The following is a 24,304-nucleotide window of genomic DNA, read 5'->3' on the forward strand; positions in this document are numbered from 1 at the left end:
TCGCGGGAAGAGTCCGCAGGTCGGACAATGGATTGGACAAGCCGGGCCCGGACATACGCATCATGGTGCGGCATACGGACCGCACAGACGCACAGGTGTACAGAACAGAGGAGTCCTCGTGAAGGTCGGAATCGTCGGCGCCACCGGTCAGGTCGGCACAGTCATGCTCAGGATCCTGGCCGAGCGCTCCTTCCCGGTCGACGAGCTGCGGCTGTTCGCCTCCGCCCGGTCCGCGGGCTCCACGATCGACTTCCAGGGCTCCCCCGTCACCGTCGAGGACGCCTCCACGGCCGACTACACCGGCCTGGACATCGTGCTGTTCTCCGCCGGCGGCGCGACCTCCAAGGCGCTGGCCGAGAAGGTCGCCGCCCAGGGCGCCGTGGTGATCGACAACTCCTCCGCCTGGCGCAAGGACCCCGAGGTCCCCCTCGTCGTCTCCGAGGTCAACCCGCACGCGGCGAAGGTCCGCCCCAAGGGGATCATCGCCAACCCGAACTGCACCACGATGGCCGCGATGCCGGTGCTGCGCCCGCTGCACGACGAGGCCGGCCTCGAAGCGCTGACCGTCGCCACCTACCAGGCCGTCTCCGGCTCCGGGCTCGCCGGGGTCTCCGAGCTGCACGGCCAGGCCTCCAAGGTCGTCGCCGACGCCGAGAAGCTGGTCCACGACGGCGAGGCCGTGGACTTCCCCGAGCCCGGCGTCTACAAGCGTCCGATCGCCTTCAACGTGCTGCCGCTGGCGGGCTCGATCGTGGACGACGGCTCGTTCGAGACGGACGAGGAGCAGAAGCTCCGCAACGAGTCCCGCAAGATCCTGGAGATCCCGGAGCTGAAGGTCTCCGGCACCTGCGTCCGGGTCCCGGTCTTCTCCGGCCACTCGCTCCAGATCAACGCCCGCTTCGCCCGCCCGATCGGCGTCGAGCGCGCTTACGACCTGCTCAAGGACGCCGAGGGCGTCGAGCTGTCCGAGATCCCGACCCCGCTCCAGGCGGCGGGCAAGGACGCGAGTTACGTCGGCCGCATCCGGGTCGACGAGACGGTGGACAACGGCCTCGCGCTGTTCGTCTCCAACGACAACCTCCGCAAGGGCGCGGCGCTGAACGCCGTGCAGATCGCGGAGCTGGTGGCGGCCGAGCTGAAGGGCTGACGCCCGGCGTCACGCGTACCGCCGAAGGGGCGGCCACCGGAGTGCACCGGTGGCCGCCCCTTTCGCGTGCCGGTTCAGTTCCTGCGCACCTCGAAGTGGAAGCACCCGTACTCCACGGCCCGCACCTGCGCCAGCGCCACCTCCGGGTCGGCGAACGCCTCGTCCAGGGCCGCGTCGAACCCCTTCGTCTCCTCGGCCGGGATCTCCAGCAGCCGGCCGCCGACGATACGGCCGTGTGCGTCGTAGCGGCGGACCGTACGCAGGGCGCCGGGGCGCGAGAACGGGTAGCCCTCACGCTCCGGGTCCGGGCCCGCGCACGCCTCGGCGTGGATGAAGACCGGGCCCTGCTCGTCGTACGCCCCCGGACTCGCCCCGGTCGCGGCGGCCCAGCGGCGCAGCGGGGCGTAGGAGACGAGCGCGATGCGCTCACCCGGCTCGCTGCCGCGCAGGCAGCAGCGCAGGGGGTGGCCGCCCTCGTCGGCGGTGAACGGCAGGCAGGGGCGGCCCGCGTCGTCGGTGGCGCGGAGTTCGCCGAGGGCGGCGGGATCGATGGGGCGGGGCTCGTATCCGGTCATGGTTCGAGCCTGTCCCCCGGAGCCGTCCGTGTCCGGCGGAAAACGGACATCGCGCTGGGAGCACGGTACGTGGAAGGATGGCCGGAAACGCCGCATATCAAGTCGCACACCTAGGAGATGACCGCGTGCCTGGCACGAATCTGACCCGCGAAGAGGCACAGGAGCGGGCGCGCCTGCTGACCGTGGACGCGTACGAGATCGATCTCGACCTCTCCGGAGCGCAGGAGGGCGGCACCTACCGGTCCGTGACCACCGTGCGCTTCGACTCCGCGGAGGCCGGTGCGGAGACCTTCATCGACCTGGTCGCCCCGGCCGTCCACGACGTGGTGCTGAACGGCAAGAACCTGGACGTGGCCGCCGTGTTCCGTGACGCGCGGATCGCGCTGCCGGAGCTGCGCGAGGGCGCCAACGAGCTGAAGGTAGTCGCCGACTGCTCGTACACCAACACCGGTGAGGGCCTGCACCGGTTCGTCGACCCGGTCGACGAGCAGGCCTACCTGTACACGCAGTTCGAGGTCCCGGACGCCCGCCGCGTCTTCGCCTCGTTCGAGCAGCCGGACCTGAAGGCGACCTTCCGGTTCACCGTGAAGGCCCCCTCCGGCTGGACGGTCATCTCGAACTCGCCGACGCCGGAGCCCAAGGACGACGTCTGGACGTTCGAGCCGACGCCGCGTATCTCCACGTACATCACGGCCCTCATCGTCGGCCCGTACCACGCGGTGCACAGCACGTACGAGAAGGACGGCCAGACCGTCCCGCTCGGCATCTACTGCCGCCCCTCGCTGGCGGAGTACCTGGACGCGGACGACATCTTCGCCGTGACCCGGCAGGGCTTCGAGTGGTTCCAGGAGAAGTTCGACTACGCGTACCCGTTCGCCAAGTACGACCAGCTCTTCGTCCCGGAGTTCAACGCGGGCGCCATGGAGAACGCTGGCGCGGTCACCATCCGCGACCAGTACGTCTTCCGCTCCAAGGTGACGGACGCGGCGTACGAGGTGCGGGCCGAGACCATCCTGCACGAGCTGGCCCACATGTGGTTCGGCGACCTCGTGACGATGGAGTGGTGGAACGACCTCTGGCTGAACGAGTCGTTCGCCACCTACACCTCGATCGCCTGCCAGGCGGACGCGGCGGGCTCGAAGTGGCCGCACTCCTGGACGACGTTCGCCAACTCCATGAAGACCTGGGCGTACCGGCAGGACCAGCTGCCCTCCACGCACCCGATCATGGCGGACATCAGCGACCTGGACGACGTCCTCGTCAACTTCGACGGGATCACGTACGCCAAGGGCGCCTCGGTGCTCAAGCAGCTCGTGGCGTACGTCGGCAAGGACGCGTTCTTCCAGGGCGTGCAGGCGTACTTCAAGGCGCACGCCTTCGGCAACACCCGCCTCTCCGACCTGCTGGGCGCGCTGGAGAAGACCTCGGGCCGCGACCTGAAGACCTGGTCGAAGGCGTGGCTGGAGACGGCCGGGATCAACATCCTGCGCCCGGAGATCGAGACCGACGCCGACGGTCGCGTCACCTCGTTCACCGTGCTCCAGGAGGCCCCGGCGCTGCCCGCCGGCGCCAAGGGCGAGCCGACGCTGCGCCCGCACCGGATCGCCATCGGCTGCTACTCCATCGACGATGCCGCCGACGGCAAGCTCGTGCGCACCGAGCGGATCGAGCTGGACGTCGACGGCGAGCGCACCGACGTGCCCGCCCTGGTGGGCAAGGCCCGTCCTGCGGTCGTCCTGCTCAACGACGACGACCTGTCGTACGCGAAGGTCCGCCTGGACGCCGAGTCGCTGCGGGTCGTCACCGAGCACCTGGGTGACTTCGCCGAGTCGCTGCCGCGCGCCCTGAGCTGGGCCTCGGCGTGGGACATGACGCGTGACGGCGAACTGGCGACCCGCGACTACCTCTCGCTGGTGCTCTCGGGCATCGGCAAGGAGTCGGACATCGGCGTCGTCCAGTCGCTGCACCGCCAGGTGAAGCTGGCGCTCGACCTGTACGCGGCCCCGGAGACCCGTCAGGCCGCGCTCAACCAGTGGACGGAAGCGACGCTGGCGCACCTGCAGGCGGCGGAGCCGGGCAGCGACCACCAGCTGGCGTGGGCCCGCGCCTTCGCGGCCACGGCCCGCAACCCGCAGCAGCTGGACCTGCTCCAGTCGCTGCTGGACGGCACCGAGTCGATCGAGGGCCTGGCCGTCGACACCGAGCTGCGGTGGGCGTTCGTGCAGCGGCTGGCGGCCGCCGGGCTGCTGGACGAGGAGGAGATCGCCGCCGAGTACGAGCGGGACAAGACCGCCGCGGGCGAGCGCCACGCGGCCTCCGCGCGGGCGGCCCAGCCGTCCGAGGAGGCCAAGGCCCAGGCGTGGGCCGAGGTCGTCGAGTCCGGCGAGCTGCCCAACTCGCTCCAGGAAGCGGTCATCAGCGGCTTCGTCCAGCCGGACCAGCGTGAGCTGCTGGCCCCGTACTCGGAGAAGTACTTCGCCTCGGTGAAGGACGTCTCGGGCTCCCGCAGCCACGAGATGGCCCAGCAGATCATCGTGGGCCTCTACCCGGCCCTCCAGGTCTCGCAGGAGACGCTGGACGCCACCGACGCGTGGCTGGCCTCGGCCGAGCCGAGCGCGGCCCTGCGCCGGCTGATGTCGGAGTCGCGGTCCGGTGTGGAGCGCGCCCTGAAGGCCCAGGCGGCGGACGCCGCGGCGGCCACGGCCTGACCCGCACGTCCCGAGGGGGCGTCCTCTCCGCCGCGGCGGAGGGGGCGCCCCTTCGGCGTACGCCCGCGCGCGGGCGGGTCTCCCGTGGCCTACGGTCCGAAGGGTCGTCGCAGTCCTCGGAGGCAGGCCACGGGAGGGTTCGGATGCCCGGCTTCGCCGCCGTGCCGGTCGCGCTGGCCCTGTGCGCGGGGCTGATGACGGGCAGCCCCTCCCCCGCGCCCGCCGCCGCGTCTCCCGCCGCCGACTGCCGGGCCGGTCCGGCGGGCTGCTACGACCTCTACACGTACGGCTACACCCTGGGGCTGCATCCGTTCAGCGAGCCGGACGCCGTACGGCGGCAGCTGACCGACCACTTCTGGCTGTTCCCGGTCAGCGGTGGCTGTGCGGGGCGGATCCGGGCCGGGGCGCGCTGCGAGCTGCTGGGCGGCAACCCGGTCGAGGTCGAGTACATCGGGGACGACTTCTTCCAGATCAACACGCTGCCGGGCCACCAGCTGGGCCGGGGTATGCACATCCGCTTCGCCTTTTCGCGGACCCTCGGCTTCCACACGATGACGGTCCGGGCCTGGCAGGACCGGCCCACCGAGTGCACGGGCGAGGCCTTCTGCAACGGGGTGAACCGGGCGTTCGCCTGGGTGACCTGGCGGGTGCTGGCCAAGACGCTGTACGTCACGGCGTACGCGGCCTGAGCCGCCGGGCCGCCGGGCCTGTTGGAAACCGCCCGGCGGGCGGGCGCTGATGCGCAACCGTCCGCCGGGCGGAGACTGGAGGGCTTTGCGGGTTACGCGCCCGACTCCTCGTAGCGGCGGGTCAGCTCGGCCGCGCCGGACTCCGTGAGGGTGCCGTGCAGCCGCATCCGGGCCACGCCGCCGTCGGGGAAGGCGTCGAGGCGGACGTGGGTGACGACGGCCTGGGCGCGCAGCACGAAGCGGTGCAGGGTGTCGGGCTGGAGGCGGGTGCGCGGGAGGATCTCGAACCACTCGCCGGTGTCGCCGTTACGGCCCTGGAGGGCGATCCAGCCGGCGGAGTTGCCCTTGAGGTAGGCGGTGTCGATCTCGATCGCGCGGACCGCGCCCTGGGCGGGGAGGCGGAAGCGCACCCAGTCGTTGGTGTCGCGGACCCGGCGGCGGCGGTTCTCCCAGCCGTCGTCCATCTTGCGGGAGGTGCCCGGCAGGATGATCTGGGTGGGCGAGGAGTAGAAGCGGTCGGAGGCGTCCTCGTACGTACCGCCGTTGAGTACGGAGATCAGGTCGACGGTGCCGAGCGCGGCGAGCCAGGCCGGGTCCGGGACGACCTCGCCGTGCACGCGGAGGCGGGCGATGCCGCCGTCGGGGTGCTGGCAGAGGCGGATGTGGGTGTAGCGGCGGCCGCTCGTGATCTCGAAGGCGTTGGCCGCGTGGCCGCGTACGGGGGTGGGCGGGAGGATCTCCTCCCACTTCACGTCGTCGGCGAGCAGTTGCTCGGGGCCCGGGGCGCCCTCGACGGAGGTGGCCTGCACGGATACGCGCTGCGGGTAGTTGCCGCGGAAGTGGGCGGTGTCCACGACCAGGCCGCGGATGATGCCGGGCGCGCCGAGGCGGACGATCGCCCAGTCGTGGTCCTCGGGGGCCGGGAAGGGGTGGCCGGCGTCGGCGCCGCGGCGGCGGCGGGTCTCCCAGCCGTCCATGATCTTGCCCTTGTGCCCGAAGCGCTCGGGGTCGAAGACGGCGCGCTCGCGGATCAGGAGGTTCTCGCGCTCGGCGAAGAACTCGTCGTTGGCGGCGATCACGCCCGCGCCGAGGCGGCGGTCGGCGAGGTCGACCAGCTCGGTGAAGGGGAGGTCGCCGGCCTCGCGGTAGTCGGCGTACGGGTCGCCGCCGCCGTAGGGCGCGGCGTCATTGGCGTGGGGGTCGGTGTCGGAGTTCTGGAATGTGGTCTCGCTCGCGTCGAAGGTCATGTCTCTTACCTTGACGCCACCGGACCCATCAGGTCCATCGAAAGTTTTCGCAGATATTGTTCAGTTCAGCTGAAAGATCGGGCGCTCTCGGTGAGCGCCGCGAGGACCCGGGCCACCGCCGGTCCGCTCTCCGCCCCGTGGCGGACCGCCGCCACCACATGGCGGCGCGGCCGGTCCGCCTCCAGCACCCGCATCACCACGTCCTCACGGCGCTCCCGGGCGGCCATCCGGGGGACCAGGGCCACGCCCATGCCCGCTTCGACCAGTGCGAGGATCGCGGTCCAGCCGGCGGCGCTGTGGGCCTGCTCGGGGACGAAGCCGGCCGCCTCGCAGGCGGCGGTGGTGATCTCGGACCAGGGCCCGGAGCCGCCGAAGATCCAGCGGTCGGCGGCCAGGTCCGCGAGGCGCAGTCCGGGCGCGTCGGCCAGCGGGTGGCCGGCGGGGAGCGCCACGTCGAGCGGGTCGGCGAGCAGCGGGAAGAGGCTGAAGCGGGGGTCGCGGGCGGTCGGCGCGTGGGCGGCCAGCGAGAGGGCCAGGTCCACCTCGCCCGCGGTGAGCAGCTCGTACGCCTGGGCGGCCTCGGCCTCCCGGACGCGTACGTCGGGTCCCGGGCGGTCCCCGGCGCGCAGCAGCCGGACTGCGGGGACGACGAGGGCGGGCACGGCGGTGGAGAACGCGGCGACCCTGACCTCTCCGGCCTCGCCGCGCAGATAGCCGGTCAGTTCGGCCTCGGCCCGCTCCAGCTGGGCGAAGACGGCCTCGGCGTGGCGCAGGACGAGATGGGCGGCGTCGGTGAGCCGGACCCGGCGGCCCTGGGCCTCCAGGAGGTCCACCCCGAGCTGCTTGGCCAGATTGGTGAGCTGCTGGGAGACCGCGGAGGGGGTCATCAGGAGCGCCTCGGCGGTCGCCGTGACCGTGCCCCGGTCGCGCAGGGTGCGCAGGATGCGGAGCTTCTTGACGTCCCACTCGGTCATGGGCGCAACCTACCGGGCGGGCGCACTTCCCGGCGGGCCCGTCCGGGGCCGGACGCACGGATGCGCCGCGCGGTAGCTCCTACCGGCGGCGCACCCTTCACGCGCGTGCGTACGCGTGCGGGTCAGACCTGCTTCTTGGACTTGTCCAGGACCATCACCAGGGCCGTGATCACCACGAACAGGGCGATGGGCGCGACCACGTAGAGACCGATGGTCTCGATCGCGCTCAGGCGCGGAGCCGGGTCGTCACCGTCGTCGGGCGTGAGCGCGAGCGCCGGGGCCGACATGAGCAGCATCATCAGCGTCGTCCCGGCCGCAACGACGCCGGCGCGCATAGCGTTCTTCTTGTCCACGGTGCAAACGTAGCGAACGCCTAAGGACGGCGCTCGCCCGGGGGTGCCGTATGAGGCTTTCGGGGCCTGAGGACCTCCATCAGCCCGTGCAGCCGGGGCGAGGCGGTGATCTCCTCCAGGGTGACCGGATGGCCCTCGGGGTCGGCGATCGGGAGCCGCCAGTTGGGATACTGGTCCCAGGTGCCCGGAAGGTTCTGCGGGCGGCGGTCGCCCACGGTGTCGGGGAGCCAGACGCCGGTCATCCGGGCGGGGGTGCGGCGCAGGAAGCGGTGGACGGCCCGGACGGCGGCCTCCTCGTCGCCGTCGCCCTCGGGGAGCATCCGCAGCCGGGCGAGGAGGGCGAGCCACTCGGCGGTGTCGGTGAGGTCGGCGGTCAGCTCCTCCTCCAGCGACCGGGTGAGCAGGCCGAGGCGGTGGCGCAGCGTCACATGATCGCCGGTCAGCCGGGCGGCGGTGGACGGCAGATCGTGGGTGGTGGCGGTGGCCAGGCAGTCCCGGCGCCACTCCTCCGGGGCGAGCGGCCGGCCGCCCCCTTCCCAGTCGCGCTCGAACCAGAGCACCGAGGTGCCGAGCACCCCGCGCCGGGCGAGCGCCTCGCGGACCCCGGGGGCGACGGTGCCGAGGTCCTCGCCGACGACGGAGGTCCCGGCCCGGTGGGCCTCCAGGACGAGGACGGCGAGCATCGCCTCGGCGTCGTAGGCGACGTACGTGCCGTCGGTGGGCGGGCGGCCCTCGGGGACCCACCAGAGCCGGAAGAGGCCCATGACGTGGTCGATGCGCAGGGCCCCGGCGTGGGCCAGCAGGCCGCGCAGCAGGCCCCGGTAGGCGGCGTAACCGGTGGCGGCGAGGACGTCGGGGCGCCAGGGCGGCAGGCCCCAGTCCTGGCCGCGCGCGTTGAACGCGTCGGGCGGCGCGCCGACGGACATGCCGTGGGCGAAGGCCTCCTGCTGGGACCAGGTGTCGGCGCCGGCCGGATGCACACCGACGGCGAGGTCGTGGACGATGCCGACGCCCATCCCGGCGTCCTCGGCGGCCCGCTGGGCGGCGGCGAGCTGGCCTGCGGTCAGCCAGGCGAGGCGGCAGTGGAAGTCGACCCGGTCGAGCAGTTCGGAGCGGGCGCGGGCGGTCCCCGGCGAGCGGGGGGCGCGCAGCGCCTGGGGCCAGGTGTGCCAGTCGGGGCCGTGCACCTCGGCGAGCGCGCACCACAGGGCGTGGTCCTCCAGCGCCTGCCCCTGCTCGGCCAGGAAGTCGCAGTAGTCGGCGCGGCGGCCGGGGGTGAGGGGCACCTGGGCGACCAGCTCCAGGGCCTGGCGCTTCAGCTCCCAGACGGCGTCCCGGTCGATCAGGGCGCCCTTGTTCAGCACGGCCTCGCTGAGGGCTGCGGCGTCCTGCCGGAGGTCGTCCAGGGCGGCCCGGTCGCGGACGTGCCCGTATTCGGGGATCGACTCGACGTGCAGGTGCACCGGGTCGGGGAAGCGGCGCGAGGAGGGGCGGTACGGGGAGGGGTCGGTGGGCTTCCCGGGAACGGCCGCGTGCAACGGGTTGACCTGCACGAACCCGGAGCCGACGCTGCGCCCGGCCCAGGCGGCGAGGTCGGCCAGGTCGCCGAGGTCGCCCATGCCCCAGGAGCGGGCGGAGAGCAGGGAGTAGAGCTGCACCAGGAAGCCGTGGGTGCCCTCGGGCGGCTGCGGCAGGCGGGGCGGGGCGGCGACGAGGGTGGCGGTGGCCCGGCGGTTGTCCGGCGTACGGACGTGGATGCGGTGGACACCGTGGGGCGGCGGAATCCACCAGGCGGGGGCGGAGCCCCCGGTGGCCGGGGCGGGGGCGGAGCCCCCGGTGGCCGGGGCGGCGGCGGTCTCGTCGCCGGGAGGCGTCATGGCGCCCACGGGGGCCGCACCCGGAGCGGGAGCGGCCTCCGGAGCCGGAACGGCCTCCGAAGCGGGCTCACCCGACGCCACCGGCTCGGCCGGGGCCGCCGCCCGGGCCCGCATGCTCAGCGGAGCGGGCGGGCGGCCGGCGGGGTGTCCCGGGAGATCGGACGGCTCCGGCTCGACCGTGACGGTCGAGCCGGGGGGCAGGCCGGCCAGAGCGGGCGGCAGGGGCTCGCCGGCCCAGACCACCACGGTCGGCGGCAGCAGGCGCGAGCGGGACTCCGCGGCGGCGAGGCACTTCCGTACGTCCGCCGGAGTGCCGGCGTCGACGCCCAGCGCGGCGAGCACGGCGATGACCGTGTCGTCGGGGACGGACACCGTGACATCCGGCGACGGGGAGTAGGAGGTGGCGACACCGTGCAGTGCGGCGAGCCGGGACAAGCCCATTCAGACTCCTGGGAACTCCATGCCCCCCGCGGTGCCGGGTGCGGTCGGCTCGCTGGTCAGTGGGGCGACGGCGGCGAGCGGCGGCTCGCTCGTGAGAGGGGTGGCATCGGCGAGCGGCGGCTCGCTGGTCAGCGGCGCGGAATCGGCGAACGAGGATTCACCGAGCAGCAGGGAGACATCGGCGAGCGGCGGCCCGCTGATCAGGTGGGCGACATCGGCGAGGGGAAGCTCGCTGGTCAGCGGCGAGGATTCGGACTGGGCGGGTACCTGTTTGGAGAGGGCGGAGAGCAGAAGCTGCGCAGCTGCGGGCATGGTGGCCTCCTGGCCGTGGAGAACAGGACACAGCAGACCTACCCAGGCCTCGCTCCGGCAGACGTGGATGTGATGCAGGCGTTATGACAACGACCCCAACATGCCCTGGGTCACATTCCGTTCCCCCGTACGGCAGGTATGGGCCGTTTTCAGCCACTCCCGTCCGTCACGCCGGCCCCACAGGGTCCGAGGTGTCGCGATTTCCGGCAATTCCGGCAGAACGGCCAAGCACATTGACACCCTTGCGCCCGGGTGGTGGGCTCGGAGCCCGCCAGGGGCAGTGGGGACGTACGGAAGGGGACGCGACGTGCGGATCGGGCGCAGAAGGCAGGCGACGGCCGTGGCGGCCGCCGTGATCGGCGGACTCCTCGGATCCGTCTCCGTCGCTCCGTCGGCGGTGGCCGCGCCTGCCGCCCCCAGCGATCCCGGCAGGCCCGTATCCGGCACCTCCGACCGTGCCGACAGCGCCCGGACACCGTCCGTGTGGCCCCGCCCGCAGAGCATGAGGACCACCGGGTCCGCCGTGCCGCTCGGCTCCGAGGCCACGCTCGTCGCCGCGCCGGACGCCGATCCGTACGCCGTCGAGCAGACGCGCTCGCTGCTGCGCTCGGCGGGCGTCCGGACCCTGCACGAGAGCCTGCCGGGCCGCGGCCCCGTGATCCGGCTCGGCGGCACAGGCGCGGGCGAGGCGCTGCGGGCGCTGCGCGCCCCCGGCCGGGCCGATCTGCCGTCGGGCGGCTACCGGCTCGCGGTCGGCGAAGCCGCCGGACGGCCCACCGTCGCGCTGGAAGGGCTCAGCGGGGACGGCCTGTTCCACGGCGTCCAGACCCTGCGCCAACTGGTCGTCGGCGGATCGGTGGCCGGGGTGACCGTCCGGGACTGGCCGGGAACCGCCGTACGCGGCATGGCCGAGGGGTTCTACGGACAGCCGTGGACCCGCGAGGAGCGGCTCGCCCAGATCTCCTTCATGGGCCGCACGAAGCAGAACCGCTATCTCTACGCGGCGGGCGACGACCCCTACCGGCTGGCGCGCTGGCGCGAGCCCTACCCCGCGGACAAGCGGGCCGACTTCCGGGCGCTGGCCGAGCGGGCCCGCGCCGAGCACGTCACGCTCGGCTGGGCCGTCTCGCCCGGTCAGGCCATGTGCATGGCATCGGACCAGGACGTCAGGGCGCTGACCAAGAAGGTCGACGCGATGTGGGCGCTGGGCGTCCGGGTCTTCCAGCTCCAGTTCCAGGACGTCAGCTACAGCGAGTGGCACTGCGACTTGGACGCCGAGACCTTCGGCAGCGGTCCGAAGGCGGCGGCCCGCGCCCAGGCCCGGGTGGCGGGCGCTCTCGCCCGGCACCTGGCGGAACGGCACCCGGACGCGGCCCCGCTGTCCGTCCTGCCGACGGAGTTCTACCAGGACGGCGCCACCGACTACCGCACCGCGCTGGCGGCCGAGCTGGACGACCGGGTGCAGGTGGCCTGGACGGGTGTCGGGGTGGTCCCGAAGAAGATCACCGGCGGTGAACTGGCCGGGGCCCGCGCCGCGTTCCGCCACCCGCTGGTGACGATGGACAACTACCCGGTCAACGACTACGCCCAGGACCGCATCTTCCTCGGCCCGTACACCGGCCGGGACCCGGCGGTGGCGAGCGGTTCGGCGGCGCTGCTGGCCAACGCCATGGAACAGCCGTCCGCCTCCCGGATCCCGCTGTTCACCGCCGCCGACTTCGCCTGGAACCCGAAGGGGTACGACCCCGCCGCGTCCTGGCGGGCGGCGATCGACGATCTGGCGGACGGGGACGCGGCCGCCCGGGACGCGCTGCTGGCCCTGGCCGGGAACAGCGCGGGCTCGGTGCTCGGCGCGGAGGAGTCCGCCTACCTCCAGCCCCTGTTCGACGCCTTCTGGAGCACCCGCGCCGACGCCTCCCGCCGCGACCGGGCGGCGGACGGGCTGCGGGCGGCGTTCTCCGTGATGCGGCAGGCCCCCGAACGGCTGAAGACCCCCGCCGAGGGCCGGCTGACCGACGAGGTGCGCCCCTGGACCGAGCAGCTGGCCCGCTACGGCCGGGCCGGTGAGCTGGCGGTGGACCTGCTCCAGGCCCAGGCCGCCGGGGACGGGGCCGCCGCCTGGCGCATCCAGCTGGCGCTGGAGCCGCTGCGCGAGGAGATCGGGGCGAGCCGGGCCACGGTCGGCAAGGGGGTGCTGGACCCGTTCCTGGACAAGGCGGTGAAGGTGGCCGCCGGGTGGAACGGCACCGACCGCGCCTCGGGCCGGGTCACCAAGGACGCCCGCAGCTATACGGTCCGGCTGGACGCGCCCCGCCCGGTGGAGGCCGTCACGGCGCTCGCCGAGCCCGGGCACGCCCTCGCCGACGCGGTCGTGGAGGCCCATGTGCCCGGTGAGGGGTGGCGGCCGCTCGGGCGGCTGTCGCCGAGCGGCTTCACCCAGACCGCCGCGAAGGGGCTGCGCGCCGACGCCGTGCGGGTCACCGTGCCGGAGGCGGCCCGGACCGCCCGGCCGCCCTATCTCAGCCCGACGCTCCCCGCCGCACCCGCCGTCGTGGCGGGGACCCCGCAGGTGCGGGCCCTGGTGCCGTGGTTCGGTGACGAGCCCGCGGCCACGCTCGACCTGAAGCACGGCGAGACCGACGCGGAGATCGGCGGCGAGCCCCAGCGGGTCGCGGCGCGGCTGGCGGGCCGTCGTCCGGTCGAGGTCAAGGGCAAGCTCACCGCGAAGGCCCCCAAGGGCATCGAGGTGCGGGTCCCGAAGCAGACGACCGTGCCGCGCGGATCGCGTACGGAGGTGCCCGTGGACATCACCGTCCCGAAGGACACCCCGGCGGGCGAGTACGAGGTGCCGCTGACCTTCGGCGGCCAGGAGTCCACGCTGACCGTGCGGGCCTTCCCGCGTACGGGCGGCCCGGATCTGGCGCGTACGGCGAAGGCCTCCTCGTCCGGCGACGAGACCCCGGACTTCCCCGCGTCCGCGGCCACGGACGGCGATCCGGAGACCCGGTGGTCCTCACCCGTGGAGGACGGCGCCTGGTGGCAGACCGAGCTGGAGAAGCCGGTACGGCTGGGCCAGGTGGTGCTGAGCTGGCAGGACGCGTACGCCTCCCGCTACCGCGTACAGGTCTCCGCCGACGGCCGCGTCTGGCGCACCGCCGCGACCGTGACGGAGGGCCGGGGCGGGCGCGAGTCGGTCCGGATGGACGCGAAGGACACCCGGTTCATCCGGGTGCAGGGCGAGGGCCGGGCCACGCAGTACGGCTACTCGCTCTGGTCGGTGGAGGCGTACGCGGTCGCGGACGACTGAGCCGTACGGGAACGACCGACGACTGAGCCGTACGAGGGAGCCGAAGGACGACCGAGGACGACGAAGGCCCGGACTCAGGCGGACACGCCGTCGATCCGGGCCATCACGTCGTCCGCGCCGAACGGTTGCAAATACGGCAGCCAGCGCGGGTCGCGGTGGCCGGTCCCGATGATCCGCCAGGCCAGGCCGGTCGGCGGGGCGGGCTGATGGCGCAGCCGCCAGCCCAGCTCGGGGAGGTGGCGGTCGGCCTTCACATGGTTGCAGCGACGGCAGGCCGCCACGACGTTGTCCCAGGCGTGCTGCCCGCCGCGGCTGCGCGGGATGACGTGGTCGACGCTGGTGGCGGCGGCCCCGCAGTACATGCAGCGCCCGCCGTCCCGGGCGAACAGCGCCCGCCGCGTCAGGGGGACGGGGCCCCGGTAGGGCACCCGGACGAAGCGCTTGAGCCGGACCACACTGGGTGCGGGCACGGCACGGGTGGCACTGTGCAGAAAGGCGCCGGACTCCTCAAGACAGATGGCCTTGTTCTCGAGGACGAGGACGAGCGCGCGGCGGAGCGGTACGACGCCGAGCGGCTCGTACGACGCGTTGAGAACCAGGACGTGCGGCACGGTGGATGCCTCCTTGTACGCCGGCGGCGCGTGGCTCGCGCCGGGACGATCCGATCTCAGTCTCTCCTCATGCCTGGTCAAAGCGCCACCACGTACGGGTAACGGGCCGGGAGGATTTTTCTCACCCCGGGCCCCGCGCACCGTTCAGCGGGGTCGAACAGGTGCCTCACCAGGGCGGCCGTCCGCGCTGTGCGATCGGCCACAGCACAGGTGTTCCCGGTGAGACCTGTCTCTCCTCCCGCGACGGCAACGATCCACTCCCCCGGCTTCGTTAGTGTTGTTGACCAGCCGTCGTCCCCCTGGAGGTCTCTGCCGTGTCCCTGTCCGTCCTCTTGGCCGCAGCCCCGTCTCCCGGGCCGGGTGGCTCGCTGGACGAAGCCGCCGAACGGGCCGGGAACGCCGCGGGCTGGGTCGAGGAGAACTGGTCCACCTGGCTGAGCACCGGGTTGCGCATCCTGCTGATCGTCGCCGTGGCGATCACGCTGCGTTATCTGATCCGGCGCGCCCTGACCAACCTCATAGACCGGATGAACCGCAGCGCCCAGGCGGTGCAGGGCACCGCGCTGGGCGGGCTGCTGGTGAACGCCGAGCGCAGGCGCCAGCGCTCGGAGGCGATCGGCTCGGTGCTGCGCTCGGTGGCCTCGTTCCTGATCATGGGCACGGCCGCCCTGATGATCCTGGGCGCCTTCAAGATCAACCTGGCGCCACTCCTGGCATCCGCCGGTGTCGCGGGTGTGGCGCTCGGCTTCGGCGCCCGCAACCTGGTCACCGACTTCCTCTCCGGCGTCTTCATGATCCTGGAGGACCAGTACGGGGTCGGCGACACGATCGACGCGGGCGTCGCCTCCGGCGAGGTCATCGAGGTGGGGCTGCGCGTCACCAAGCTGCGCGGCGACAACGGCGAGATCTGGTACGTCCGCAACGGCGAGGTGAAGCGGATCGGCAACCTCAGCCAGGGCTGGTCCACGGCAGGGGTCGATGTCACGGTGCGCCCGACCGAGGACCTGGAGCAGGTCCGTAAGGCGATCACCGCGGCGGCCGAGACGATGACCAAGGAAGAGCCCTGGGCGGAGCGGCTGTGGGGCCCGGTCGAGGTGCTCGGCCTGGACGCGGTGCTGCTGGACTCGATGACGGTCCGGGTGACCGCGAAGACGATGCCGGGCAAGTCGCTCGGGGTGGAGCGCGAGCTGCGCTGGCGCATCAAGCAGGCGCTGGAGGACGCGGGCATCCGCATGATCGGCGTGCTGCCGCTCCAGGCCGACGGCGAGTCCTCGGCGGACCCGACGGCGGCGATGGCGGCCCCCTCCGCGTACGCGTCGGCGACCTCCCCGCAGTCGATGGCGACCACCCCGATACCGCCGCCGACGAACCTCAACAAGCAGTAGGCAGCCTTTCCGCCGACGCCCCCGGCCGCTCCTGGATCCCAGGACAGCGGCCGGGGGCGTCCGCGTCCCAGGTAACACTTTGATTGCCGGACGGGTGGCACCCATTGACGCCCCGGTGACCAGCGCCCTACCGTCCTCTCAACCGAATAGGAAACTTTCCTAACAGAGTCACGGCGGACGTCACGCACGAACGTCGCGGGCGGACGTCACGGACGTGAGTTCCTGACAGAGGGCGGTGCATCCACGATGGCGGGAACCACTCCGGGCTCACCCGGCGCATCCGGCACTCCGGGCACCCCGCGCGTGCTGCGGGCCATGAACGACCGGGCCGCCCTCGATCTGCTGCTGGAGCACGGGCCGCTCTCCCGGACCCGGGTCGGCAAGCTGACCGGGCTCTCCAAGCCCACCGCCTCCCAGCTGCTGGCACGGCTGGAGGCCGCCGGGCTCGTCGTCGCCACCGGGACCAGCGAGGGGCGCCCCGGACCCAACGCGCAGCTCTACACGGTGAACCCGCGCGCCGCCCATGTCGCCGGGCTGGACGTGAACGGGCAGCGCATCGTCGCCGCCGTCGCGGACGTGACCGGGGCGACCGTCGGGCAGTTCGAGCTGGCCACCCCGGGGCGGCGCGCCGACAGCGTGGTGCGGCAGGTCGCCGACGCGCTGGACGGGGCGGTCAAGGACGCGGGGCTGACCCGCGCGGACGTGCACCGGATCGTCATCGGCACCCCGGGCGCGTTCGACCCGGGCACCGGGCGGCTGCGGTACGCCTCGCACCTGCCCGGCTGGCACTCCCCCACCCTGCTGGACGAGCTGGCCTCGTTCCTGCCGATGCCGGTGGAGTACGAGAACGACGTCAACCTCGTCGCCGTCGCCGAGCAGCGCCTCGGTGCGGCCCGCGGCCACGAGGACTTCGTCCTGCTGTGGAACGAGGAGGGCCTCGGCGCCGCCCTCGTCATCAACGGCCGGCTGCACCGCGGCTTCACCGGCGGCGCGGGCGAGGTCGGCTTCCTGCCGGTGCCGGGCACCCCGCTGGTCCGCCAGGTCGTCAAGGCCAACAGCGGCGGCTTCCAGGAGCTGGCGGGCGCCCAGGCGGTGCCCCGGCTCGCGAAGGCGCTGGGCATCGACACCCCGCAGCAGCCGTACGCGAAGGTCGCCGCCGAACTGCTGGCGCGGGCGGCCGCCGCGTACGAGGAGGACGAGGCGCTCACCGAGCTGCTGCGCCAGTACGCCCAGCGGCTCGCCACCGGCCTCGCCTCCGTCACCGCCGTCCTGGACCCCGGGCTGATCGTGCTCTCCGGCGGGGCGGTCGCCGCGGGCGGCGAGATCCTGCGCTCCCTGATCCAGTCCGAGCTGGCCGAGCTGGCCGCCTCCCGGCCGCGTCTCGTCGTCGGCGAGATCGACCGCACCCCCGTCCTGCGCGGCGCCCTGGAGAGGGCGCTCGCCGACACCCGCGACGAAGTGTTCGACACCTCGCGCTGAACCGCCCCCTTCCCGCATCCCCCGTCGTCTGCCTCTCTTCCCCGCCCCTGGTCCCTGGGAGTTTTGTCATGCGCACCAGCCGTCTCACCACCACCGCTGTCGCCGTCGCCGCGATATCGGTGCTCGCCACCGCGTGTACCGGCCAGTCCGAGGCCGGCGCCTCCGACGATCCGGACGCGAAGACCACCATCAACTTCTGGCACGGCTGGAGCGCGCCCGCCGAGGTGAAGGCGGTCCAGGACAACATCGACCGGTTCGAGAAGGCCCACCCGAACATCACGGTGAAGGTCTCCGGCAACATCAACGACGACAAGCTCAACCAGGCGCTGCGCGCGGGCGGTTCGGACGGGCCGGACGTGGTCTCGTCCTTCACCACGGCCAACGTCGGCAAGTTCTGCTCGTCCGGCGCCTTCACCGATCTGCAGCCGTTCATCGAGAAGTCGAAGCTGAACCTGGAGAAGACCTTCCCGAAGGTCCTCCTGGACTACACCCAGTTCGAGGGCAAGCGCTGCGCCCTGCCGCTGCTCACCGACGCCTACGGCCTCTACTACAACAAGGACGCCTTCGAGAAGGCCGGGATCACCGCGCCACCGAAGACGATGTCCGAACTGGCCGACGTGGCGAAGAAGCTGACGGTCGAGAAGGGCGACACCTACCAGCAGCTCGGCTTCATGCCGAACTTCCACGGCTACGAGACCGTCGTCAGCCACTACATGCCCTCGTGGGAGCACGCCTACTTCGACGAGAACGGCAAGTCCAACATCGCCAAGGACCCGGCGTTCGCCAAGATGTTCACGTACCAGAAGAAGCTGGTGGACAACCTCGGCGGTTACAGCAAGCTGGAGAAGTACCGGGGCACCTTCGGTGACGAGTGGGGCGCCAAGCACCCGTTCCACACCGGCCAGGTGGCCATGCAGCTGGACGGCGAGTGGCGGCTCGGGATGGCCGAGGACGCCGGGGCGGACTTCGAGATCGGGGTCGCGCCGATGCCTGTCGCGGACGACGAGGCGGACAGCTACGGCAAGGGCTACCTCTCCGGCACCATCGTGGGCATCGCCCCGGCCAGCAAGAAGCAGAACGCCGCCTGGGAGCTGGTCAAGTTCATGACCACCGACACCGAGGCGGTCGTCAACTTCTCCAACGGCATCCGGAACGTGCCCTCCACGTTGGAGGCGCTGAAGTCGCCCGGCCTGAAGTTCGACCCGCGCTTCAAGACCTTCCTGGACATCGCCCAGCACCCGGAGTCCAGCACCTCCGACGGGGCCGTCAACGGGGCCACGTACCAGCTGACCCTCCAGGACTTCGGCTACCAGTACGAGAAGGGCGCGGTGAAGGACCTCCAGGCGGGTCTGGAGAAGACCGCGCAGCAGATCGACACCGACATCGCCAAGGCCAAGTAGCCCGACGATGACGACGCACACCCTCCGCTCCAAGCGCCGCAGGTCGGCGCTGCGGAACGCGGCCTTCATGTCGCCGTGGCTGATCGGGTTCTCGTTCTTCTTCGCCTATCCGATGGTCTCGACGGTCTACTTCTCGTTCACGGACTACGACGGGTTCGGGGCGCCGGCATTCAACGGGCTGACCAACTGGACGTACGTCTTCCAGGACTACCCGATGTTCTGGCCGTCGCTGCGGAACACGCTCTGGCTGGTGCTCGTCGTGGTCACCTGCCGGGTCGCGTTCGGCCTCGGAATCGGGCTGCTGATCACGAAGATCAAGACGGGCACCGGGGTCTTCCGGACCCTGTTCTACCTGCCCTATCTGGCTCCGCCGGTCGCCGCGACGCTCGCCTTCGTCTTCCTCCTCAACCCCGGCACCGGGCCGGTCAACGCGATCCTCGGGGACTTCGGGCTGCCGACGCCCGGCTGGTTCAACGACGCCTCCTGGTCCAAGCCGGCGCTCACCATGCTCGCGGTGTGGGGCATCGGGGACCTGATGGTCATCTTCATGGCCTCGCTGCTGGACGTGCCGACCGAGCAGTACGAGGCGGCGGAGCTGGACGGGGCGTCCGCCTGGCAGAAGTTCCGCTTCGTGACCCTGCCGAACATCTCGCCCATCGTGCTGTTCGCGGTGGTGACGGGCGTCATCCAGGCGATGCAGTACTACACACAGCCGCTGGTGGCCGGAAAGGTCGCCTCCGGGGTCATCGGCGGCTCCGGCCAGTCCTTCGAACCCGGCTATCCCGACAAGTCGACACTGACGCTTCCGCAGCTCGTCTACAACCTGGGCTTCCAGCGCTTCGACTACGGCGCCGCCTGTGTCGTCGCCCTCGTGCTGTTCGCCCTGGCCATGGCCTTCACGGCGCTGCTGATGCGGGGCCGCAACAACCTGATCTCGGCCGGTGACTGAGCCATGACCCACCTTCTCGACCCTGTCCGCAAAGCCGCTGCCGCCTCCCCGGAGCGCCCCTCGCGCACGCCCGCCGCCCGCACCGCACGCCGCAAGGCGCTGCTGCACTGGATCGCCGTGCACTCCCTCGGGATCGCCGCCGCGCTCTTCTTCGTGCTGCCGTTCGTCTTCGTGGTGCTGACGTCGCTGATGAGCGACCAGCAAGCCCTGACCCGCGACCTCACCCCCAACACCTGGGAGTGGGGCAACTACGAACGGGTCTTCAACACCCCCGGTTTTCTGACCTGGTGGCGCAACACCCTGCTGTACGCGGGTCTCGGCACCGTCCTCACCGTGGTGTCGTCGATCCCGGTGGCGTACGCGCTGGCGAAGTTCCGCTTCCGGGGGCGCAAGCTGTCGCTGATGCTCGTCATCTCGATGATGATGCTGCCGCCGCAGGTCGTCATCATCCCGATGTACCTGTTCTGGGCCAAGCAGATGGACCTGTCCGGCACCTTGTGGCCGCTGATCATCCCGATGGCCTTCGGCGACGCGTTCTCCATCTTCCTGCTGCGGCAGTTCCTGCTGACCATCCCGAACGAATACCTGGACGCCGCGAAGGTCGACGGCTGCGGTGAGTTCCGTACGCTGATGAAGGTCGTCCTGCCGATGGCCAGGCCGGGGATCGCGGCCATCGCCCTCTTCCAGTTCTTCGCCGCCTGGAACGACTACTTCGGACCACAGATCTACGCCTCGGAGAACCCGGCCGCCTGGACGCTCAGTTACGGCCTCGAATCCTTCAAGGGCGCACACCACACCGACTGGAACCTGACCATGGCCGCGACCGTTCTGGTCATGGCCCCCGTGATCGCCGTCTTCTTCTTCGCCCAGAAGGCATTCGTCGAGGGCGTCACACTGACCGGAGTAAAGGGCTGACATGAAGCTCGCAGTAGTGGGTGGCGGGTCCACCTACACCCCTGAACTGATCGACGGATTCGCCCGGCTGCGGGACACGCTGCCGATCGAGGAGCTGGTGCTCGTCGACCCGGCGGCCGACCGCCTGGAGCTGGTCTCCGGCCTGGCCCGGCGGATCTTCGCCAAGCAGGACCACGCCGGGAAGATCACGACGACCACCGACATCGACGCGGGCGTCGCCGACGCCGACGCGGTCCTGCTCCAGCTGCGCGTCGGCGGGCAGGCCGCGCGCAACCAGGACGAGACCTGGCCGCTGGAGTGCGGCTGCGTCGGCCAGGAGACCACCGGCGCCGGCGGCCTCGCCAAGGCGCTGCGCACCGTGCCGGTCGTCCTGGACATCGCGGAGCGGGTCCGCCGCACCAACCCGGACGCCTGGATCATCGACTTCACCAACCCGGTCGGCATCGTCACCCGCGCCCTCCTCCAGGCCGGGCACAAGGCCGTCGGCCTGTGCAACGTGGCGATCGGCTTCCAGCGGAAGTTCGCCCGGCTGCTGGAGGTGGAGCCGGGCCAGGTGCACCTCGACCACGTCGGGCTCAACCATCTGAGCTGGGAGCTGGGGGTGCGCCTCGGCGGCCCCGACGGCGAGAACGTCCTGCCGAAGCTGCTCGCGGAGCACGGCGACGCCATCGCGGACGACCTGCGCATGGACCGCCGGATCGTGGACCGGCTCGGCGTCGTCCCCTCCTACTACCTGCGCTACTTCTACGCCCACGACGAGGTGGTGAGGGAGCTGGGCACCAAGCCGTCGCGGGCCGCCGAGGTCGCGGCGATGGAGAAGGAGCTGCTGGAGATGTACGGCGACCCGGCGCTCGACGAGAAGCCGGAGCTGCTCGCCAAGCGCGGCGGCGCGTTCTACTCCGAGGCGGCCGTGGACCTGGCGGCCTCGCTGCTGGGCGACGGCGGCTCCTCGGTGCAGGTGGTCAACACGTACAACAACGGGACCCTGCCGTTCCTCCCGGACGACGCGGTGATCGAGGTGCAGGCCCGGGTCGGGCGCGACGGTGCCACGCCGCTGGCCGTCCCGGCTCTGGACCCGCTGTACGCCGGTCTCATCGCCAATGTCACGGCGTACGAGGACCTCGCCCTGGAAGCAGCGCTGCGCGGGGGCCGGGACCGGGTCTTCAAGGCGCTGCTGGCCCACCCGCTGATCGGCCAGTTCGACTACGCCGAGGGCCTCACCGACCGGCTGATCGCGCACAACCGGGAGCACCTGGCGTGGGCGTGAACGTGTCGGTCGTCGCCATCGACGCGGGCAACAGCAAGACCGATGTGGCACTGATCGGCGAGGACGGCACGGTGCTGGCCACGGCGCGGGGCGGCGGTTTCCAGCCGCCCGTGATCGGGGTGGAGGCCGCGATCGACGTGCTGGCCGGGGTGCTGGAGCGGGCGGTCGCCGAGCTGCCGGCTCCGCCCGTCCTCGCCGGTCATGTGTCGGCGTGTCTGGCCAACGCCGATCTGCCGGTCGAGGAGGCCGAGTTGGCCGCCGCTCTGGGGGCGCGTGGGTGGGGCTCCTCGGTGGAGGTGCGCAACGACACCTTCGCGATCCTGCGCGCCGGGGTGGACGAGCCCCGGGGCGTCGCGGTGGTGTGCGGGGCCGGGATCAACTGCGTGGGCATGACCCCGGACGGGCGGACCGCCCGCTTCCCCGCGATCGGGCGCATCTCCGGTGACTGGGGCGGCGGTTCGGGGCTCGCGGAGGAGGCGCTGTGGTTCGCCGCGCGCGCCGAGGACGGGCGCGGCGAGGCTTCGGAGCTGGCCCGCGCGCTGCCGCGTCATTTCGGGCTCGACTCGATGTACGGGCTGATCGAGGCGCTGCACCGGGGCGCGATCCCGCTGGGGCGGCGGCACGAGCTGACGCCGGTGCTGTTCGCGACGGCGGAGGCCGGGGACCCGGTGGCGGCCGCGCTGGTGAAGCGGCAGGCGCACGAGGTGGTGGCGATGGCCTCGGTCGCGCTGGACCGCCTCGATCTGCTGGAGGAGGAGGTTCCGGTGCTGCTCGGCGGCAGTGTGCTGGCCGCGCGGCACCCGCAGCTCAACGACCGGATCGCCGCGCTGCTGGCGGCCCGCGCCCCGAAGGCCGAGGTGCGCGTCGTGTCCGAGCCGCCGGTGCTGGGCGCGGCGCTGCTGGGCCTGGACCGGACGGGCGCGGGCCCCGAGGTCCACCAGAGGCTGCGCGCGCGGTACGCCTGAGGGTTTCCGGTACACGAATCGTCGGAGAAACGCCGAGGAAACGTCCCTCCACGCAGACCGCGTGGGGGGACGCTTCTCGTTCGTTCCTCGTACCTTCCTCGTACGGGTGAACGACTGGCGTACGAGGGGCGCGAGGGAACCGATCGGGCTTCTGGAACGTGTACCTGATGGGAAGTCCGTTCGCTTATGGGGATGTATCCGGGCACGTTGTGCTGCTTGCCTTGATCGGCCGCGTCCGCCCTGATCGAATGCGGGGACTGATGACGGGGACGGGACGGGGAACCCACTGTCAGTGACCGAGGGGGAGGTCGAGTGACACACCCGCCGAGCGGCGGCGCGCAGACGCTGCGTACGCCGGACCCGGTGTCCGGGCACGTCGGCGTGCCCGCACAGCGCACCACGTGGACCACGCAGGCGCGGCGCCTGCGTGCCGTGGCGACCACCGAGCCCGGCCGGCTCCAGATCATCGGGGCCGTTCTGGCCCTGCTGGTCGTCGCGTTCGGCGCGGTGACCACGCTGGAGATATCGCAGCGGGCCTCCTCGGCCGACGACGTGGTCAGCCGGAGCCAGCCGCTCAGCGCCGACGCGGCGGACATCTACCGCTTCCTGGCGGACGCGGACACCACGGCGGCCAGTGGGTTCCTCGCGGGGGCGCAGGAGCCCGAGGCGGTGCAGGAGCAGTATCGGAAGGACATCGAGGAGGCGGCCCGGCTGCTGGTGAAGGCGTCGGGGAGCACCGACTCCGCCAGCGCTTCCAGCCGTGAGATAGCCACCCTCAACAAGCTGCTCCCGGTGTACACGGGCCTGATCGAGCGCGCCCGCGCCAACAACCGCCAGGGCCTCCCGCTGGGCGGCGCCTATCTCCGGTACGCGAACCAGAAGATGACCGGCGAGATGCTCCCCGCCGCCGAGCGGCTGTACGCGGCGGAGACGGGACGACTGGAGAGCGACTCGGCCGACGCCCGGCAGTGGCCGCTGTGGTCGATCGGGGCCGGGATCGTCGTGCTGGGCGCGCTGGGGTGGATGCAGCGGCGCACCTACCGCCGGACGAACCGGGTGCTGAACCACGGGCTGCTGGCGGCGACGGCCGCCGCATCGGTGGTGGTGCTCTGGCTGGCCGTGGGGCACACGGTGGCGCGCGCGGAGCTGCGGTCGGCGATGGTGCACGGGCAGGAGTCGCTGGACGTCCTCAACGACGCCCGGATCAACTCCCTGAAGGCGCGGGCCAACGAGAACCTCACGCTGGTGGCGCGGGGCGCGGTGCTGACGCCCGACGGCTCCGCCGACCAGTACGAGGCGGACTACAGCTCGGGGATGACGGCGCTGAAGGCGCAGCTGGAGAAGGCCGGGCGGCTCGCGGACGACGACAGCGGGAGCGCGCCGGTGGCGACGGCGGCGGACGGCGTGGCGCAGTGGCAGGCGCGGCACCGCGAGGCCCGGGCCACGGACGACCGGGGCGACTACGACGGCGCGCTGGCGCAGATCATCGGGACGGAGAAGTCCACCGGGCAGTCCTTCCAGCAGGTGGACGCCGCGCTGGAGAAGGCGCTCGCCCATGAGCAGGGCGAGTTCACCTCGGCGGCGAAGGACGGGCGCGGGGCCCTGCGGGGCCTGCCGACCGGGGCCGCGGCCCTGGCGGTGCTGGGGGCCGTCGCCGTCATCGTCGGGGTCAACCGCAGGCTCTCGGAGTACCGGTGAGAGGG

The 24,304-nt window shown here is 72.2% G+C and carries 19 protein-coding genes; 12 read left to right on the top strand and 7 right to left on the bottom strand.

Translation table 11 applies throughout. The features are described from left to right. Window positions 1-118 precede the first annotated feature (118 nt). The gene (locus tag IE134_RS11955; RefSeq protein ID WP_030721227.1) at window positions 119-1,147 is read left to right on the top strand and encodes an aspartate-semialdehyde dehydrogenase; all 1,029 of its coding nucleotides are present in this window, start codon (window positions 119-121) and stop codon (window positions 1,145-1,147) included. A 74-nt stretch (window positions 1,148-1,221) separates the two neighbouring features. On the opposite strand, the gene IE134_RS11960 is transcribed toward IE134_RS11955, so the two are convergent. After that, a complete protein-coding gene (locus IE134_RS11960; protein ID WP_030721230.1) occupies window positions 1,222-1,722 on the bottom strand; it encodes a DUF1203 domain-containing protein in 501 nt (166 codons plus the stop codon). A gap of 125 nt (window positions 1,723-1,847) precedes the next feature. On the opposite strand from IE134_RS11960, the gene pepN reads away from it, so the two are divergent. Both pepN and IE134_RS11970 read left to right on the top strand, forming a co-directional pair. Continuing rightward, complete coding sequence (pepN, locus tag IE134_RS11965) at window positions 1,848-4,430, top strand: aminopeptidase N (protein WP_189430410.1); 2,583 nt, start codon at window positions 1,848-1,850, stop codon at window positions 4,428-4,430. A 143-nt stretch (window positions 4,431-4,573) separates the two neighbouring features. Further along, window positions 4,574-5,119 carry a hypothetical protein gene (locus IE134_RS11970; RefSeq protein ID WP_098016773.1) on the top strand — a complete coding sequence of 182 codons (546 nt, stop codon included), beginning with the start codon at window positions 4,574-4,576 and terminating at the stop codon, window positions 5,117-5,119. Window positions 5,120-5,211: 92 nt separating this feature from the next. Here IE134_RS11970 and alc read toward each other — a convergent pair whose 3' ends face one another. The 5 genes from alc to IE134_RS11995 form a co-directional block, all read right to left on the bottom strand. After that, entirely contained in the window at window positions 5,212-6,366 is a 1,155-nt protein-coding gene (alc, locus tag IE134_RS11975) for an allantoicase (protein ID WP_189430412.1), read from the bottom strand. A gap of 65 nt (window positions 6,367-6,431) precedes the next feature. Further along, complete coding sequence (locus tag IE134_RS11980; protein ID WP_189430414.1) at window positions 6,432-7,340, bottom strand: LysR family transcriptional regulator; 909 nt, start codon at window positions 7,338-7,340, stop codon at window positions 6,432-6,434. Window positions 7,341-7,462: 122 nt separating this feature from the next. Next, a complete protein-coding gene (locus IE134_RS11985; protein WP_006124466.1) occupies window positions 7,463-7,693 on the bottom strand; it encodes a hypothetical protein in 231 nt (76 codons plus the stop codon). A 20-nt stretch (window positions 7,694-7,713) separates the two neighbouring features. Next, the gene (malQ, locus tag IE134_RS11990; RefSeq protein ID WP_189430416.1) at window positions 7,714-10,011 is read right to left on the bottom strand and encodes a 4-alpha-glucanotransferase; all 2,298 of its coding nucleotides are present in this window, start codon (window positions 10,009-10,011) and stop codon (window positions 7,714-7,716) included. Next, window positions 10,012-10,323: a hypothetical protein gene (locus IE134_RS11995; RefSeq protein WP_030721246.1), complete on the bottom strand. Its 312-nt coding sequence runs from the start codon at window positions 10,321-10,323 to the stop codon at window positions 10,012-10,014. A gap of 307 nt (window positions 10,324-10,630) precedes the next feature. Between IE134_RS11995 and IE134_RS12000 the strand changes: the two genes are divergently transcribed. Continuing rightward, complete coding sequence (locus IE134_RS12000; protein WP_189430417.1) at window positions 10,631-13,630, top strand: glycoside hydrolase family 84 protein; 3,000 nt, start codon at window positions 10,631-10,633, stop codon at window positions 13,628-13,630. A gap of 74 nt (window positions 13,631-13,704) precedes the next feature. Here IE134_RS12000 and IE134_RS12005 read toward each other — a convergent pair whose 3' ends face one another. Next, entirely contained in the window at window positions 13,705-14,241 is a 537-nt protein-coding gene (locus tag IE134_RS12005) for an HNH endonuclease (RefSeq protein ID WP_006124472.1), read from the bottom strand. Window positions 14,242-14,555: 314 nt separating this feature from the next. On the opposite strand from IE134_RS12005, the gene IE134_RS12010 reads away from it, so the two are divergent. The 8 genes from IE134_RS12010 to IE134_RS12045 all read left to right on the top strand — a co-directional run bounded on the left by IE134_RS12010 (window position 14,556) and on the right by IE134_RS12045 (window position 24,299). Further along, complete coding sequence (locus tag IE134_RS12010) at window positions 14,556-15,626, top strand: mechanosensitive ion channel family protein (RefSeq protein WP_030721251.1); 1,071 nt, start codon at window positions 14,556-14,558, stop codon at window positions 15,624-15,626. Window positions 15,627-15,872: 246 nt separating this feature from the next. Further along, window positions 15,873-17,105: an ROK family transcriptional regulator gene (locus IE134_RS12015; RefSeq protein WP_189430419.1), complete on the top strand. Its 1,233-nt coding sequence runs from the start codon at window positions 15,873-15,875 to the stop codon at window positions 17,103-17,105. A 68-nt stretch (window positions 17,106-17,173) separates the two neighbouring features. Continuing rightward, on the top strand, window positions 17,174-18,505 hold the full coding sequence (locus IE134_RS12020; protein WP_098016769.1) for an ABC transporter substrate-binding protein: 1,332 nt from the start codon (window positions 17,174-17,176) through the stop codon (window positions 18,503-18,505). A gap of 7 nt (window positions 18,506-18,512) precedes the next feature. Then, a complete protein-coding gene (locus IE134_RS12025; RefSeq protein WP_030721260.1) occupies window positions 18,513-19,454 on the top strand; it encodes a carbohydrate ABC transporter permease in 942 nt (313 codons plus the stop codon). A gap of 3 nt (window positions 19,455-19,457) precedes the next feature. Beyond that, window positions 19,458-20,369 carry a carbohydrate ABC transporter permease gene (locus tag IE134_RS12030; RefSeq protein WP_030721263.1) on the top strand — a complete coding sequence of 304 codons (912 nt, stop codon included), beginning with the start codon at window positions 19,458-19,460 and terminating at the stop codon, window positions 20,367-20,369. 1 nt (window position 20,370) lies between these two features. Beyond that, window positions 20,371-21,636, top strand: coding sequence for a 6-phospho-beta-glucosidase (locus IE134_RS12035; RefSeq protein ID WP_189430421.1), 1,266 nt, complete (start codon window positions 20,371-20,373; stop codon window positions 21,634-21,636). Next, complete coding sequence (locus IE134_RS12040; protein WP_030721268.1) at window positions 21,627-22,601, top strand: N-acetylglucosamine kinase; 975 nt, start codon at window positions 21,627-21,629, stop codon at window positions 22,599-22,601. The genes IE134_RS12035 and IE134_RS12040 overlap by 10 nt, the downstream gene beginning before the upstream one ends. 312 nt (window positions 22,602-22,913) lie before the next feature. Beyond that, the gene (locus tag IE134_RS12045) at window positions 22,914-24,299 is read left to right on the top strand and encodes a GlnX family signal transduction membrane protein (RefSeq protein ID WP_189430423.1); all 1,386 of its coding nucleotides are present in this window, start codon (window positions 22,914-22,916) and stop codon (window positions 24,297-24,299) included. The last annotated feature ends 5 nt before the right edge of the window (window positions 24,300-24,304 follow it).

Source organism: Streptomyces rubiginosohelvolus (assembly GCF_014649875.1).
Classification (GTDB): Bacteria; Actinomycetota; Actinomycetes; order Streptomycetales; family Streptomycetaceae; genus Streptomyces; species Streptomyces rubiginosohelvolus.

Coding starts and splice junctions, on each gene's coding strand:
- IE134_RS11960 (WP_030721230.1), bottom strand. CDS start 1,722: ATGACCGGATACGAGCCCCGCCCCATCGATCCCGCCGCCCTCGGCGAA.
- IE134_RS11970 (WP_098016773.1), top strand. CDS start 4,574: ATGCCCGGCTTCGCCGCCGTGCCGGTCGCGCTGGCCCTGTGCGCGGGG.
- alc (WP_189430412.1), bottom strand. CDS start 6,366: ATGACCTTCGACGCGAGCGAGACCACATTCCAGAACTCCGACACCGAC.
- IE134_RS11980 (WP_189430414.1), bottom strand. CDS start 7,340: ATGACCGAGTGGGACGTCAAGAAGCTCCGCATCCTGCGCACCCTGCGC.
- malQ (WP_189430416.1), bottom strand. CDS start 10,011: ATGGGCTTGTCCCGGCTCGCCGCACTGCACGGTGTCGCCACCTCCTAC.
- IE134_RS11995 (WP_030721246.1), bottom strand. CDS start 10,323: ATGCCCGCAGCTGCGCAGCTTCTGCTCTCCGCCCTCTCCAAACAGGTA.
- IE134_RS12015 (WP_189430419.1), top strand. CDS start 15,873: ATGGCGGGAACCACTCCGGGCTCACCCGGCGCATCCGGCACTCCGGGC.
- IE134_RS12020 (WP_098016769.1), top strand. CDS start 17,174: ATGCGCACCAGCCGTCTCACCACCACCGCTGTCGCCGTCGCCGCGATA.
- IE134_RS12025 (WP_030721260.1), top strand. CDS start 18,513: ATGACGACGCACACCCTCCGCTCCAAGCGCCGCAGGTCGGCGCTGCGG.
- IE134_RS12030 (WP_030721263.1), top strand. CDS start 19,458: ATGACCCACCTTCTCGACCCTGTCCGCAAAGCCGCTGCCGCCTCCCCG.
- IE134_RS12035 (WP_189430421.1), top strand. CDS start 20,371: ATGAAGCTCGCAGTAGTGGGTGGCGGGTCCACCTACACCCCTGAACTG.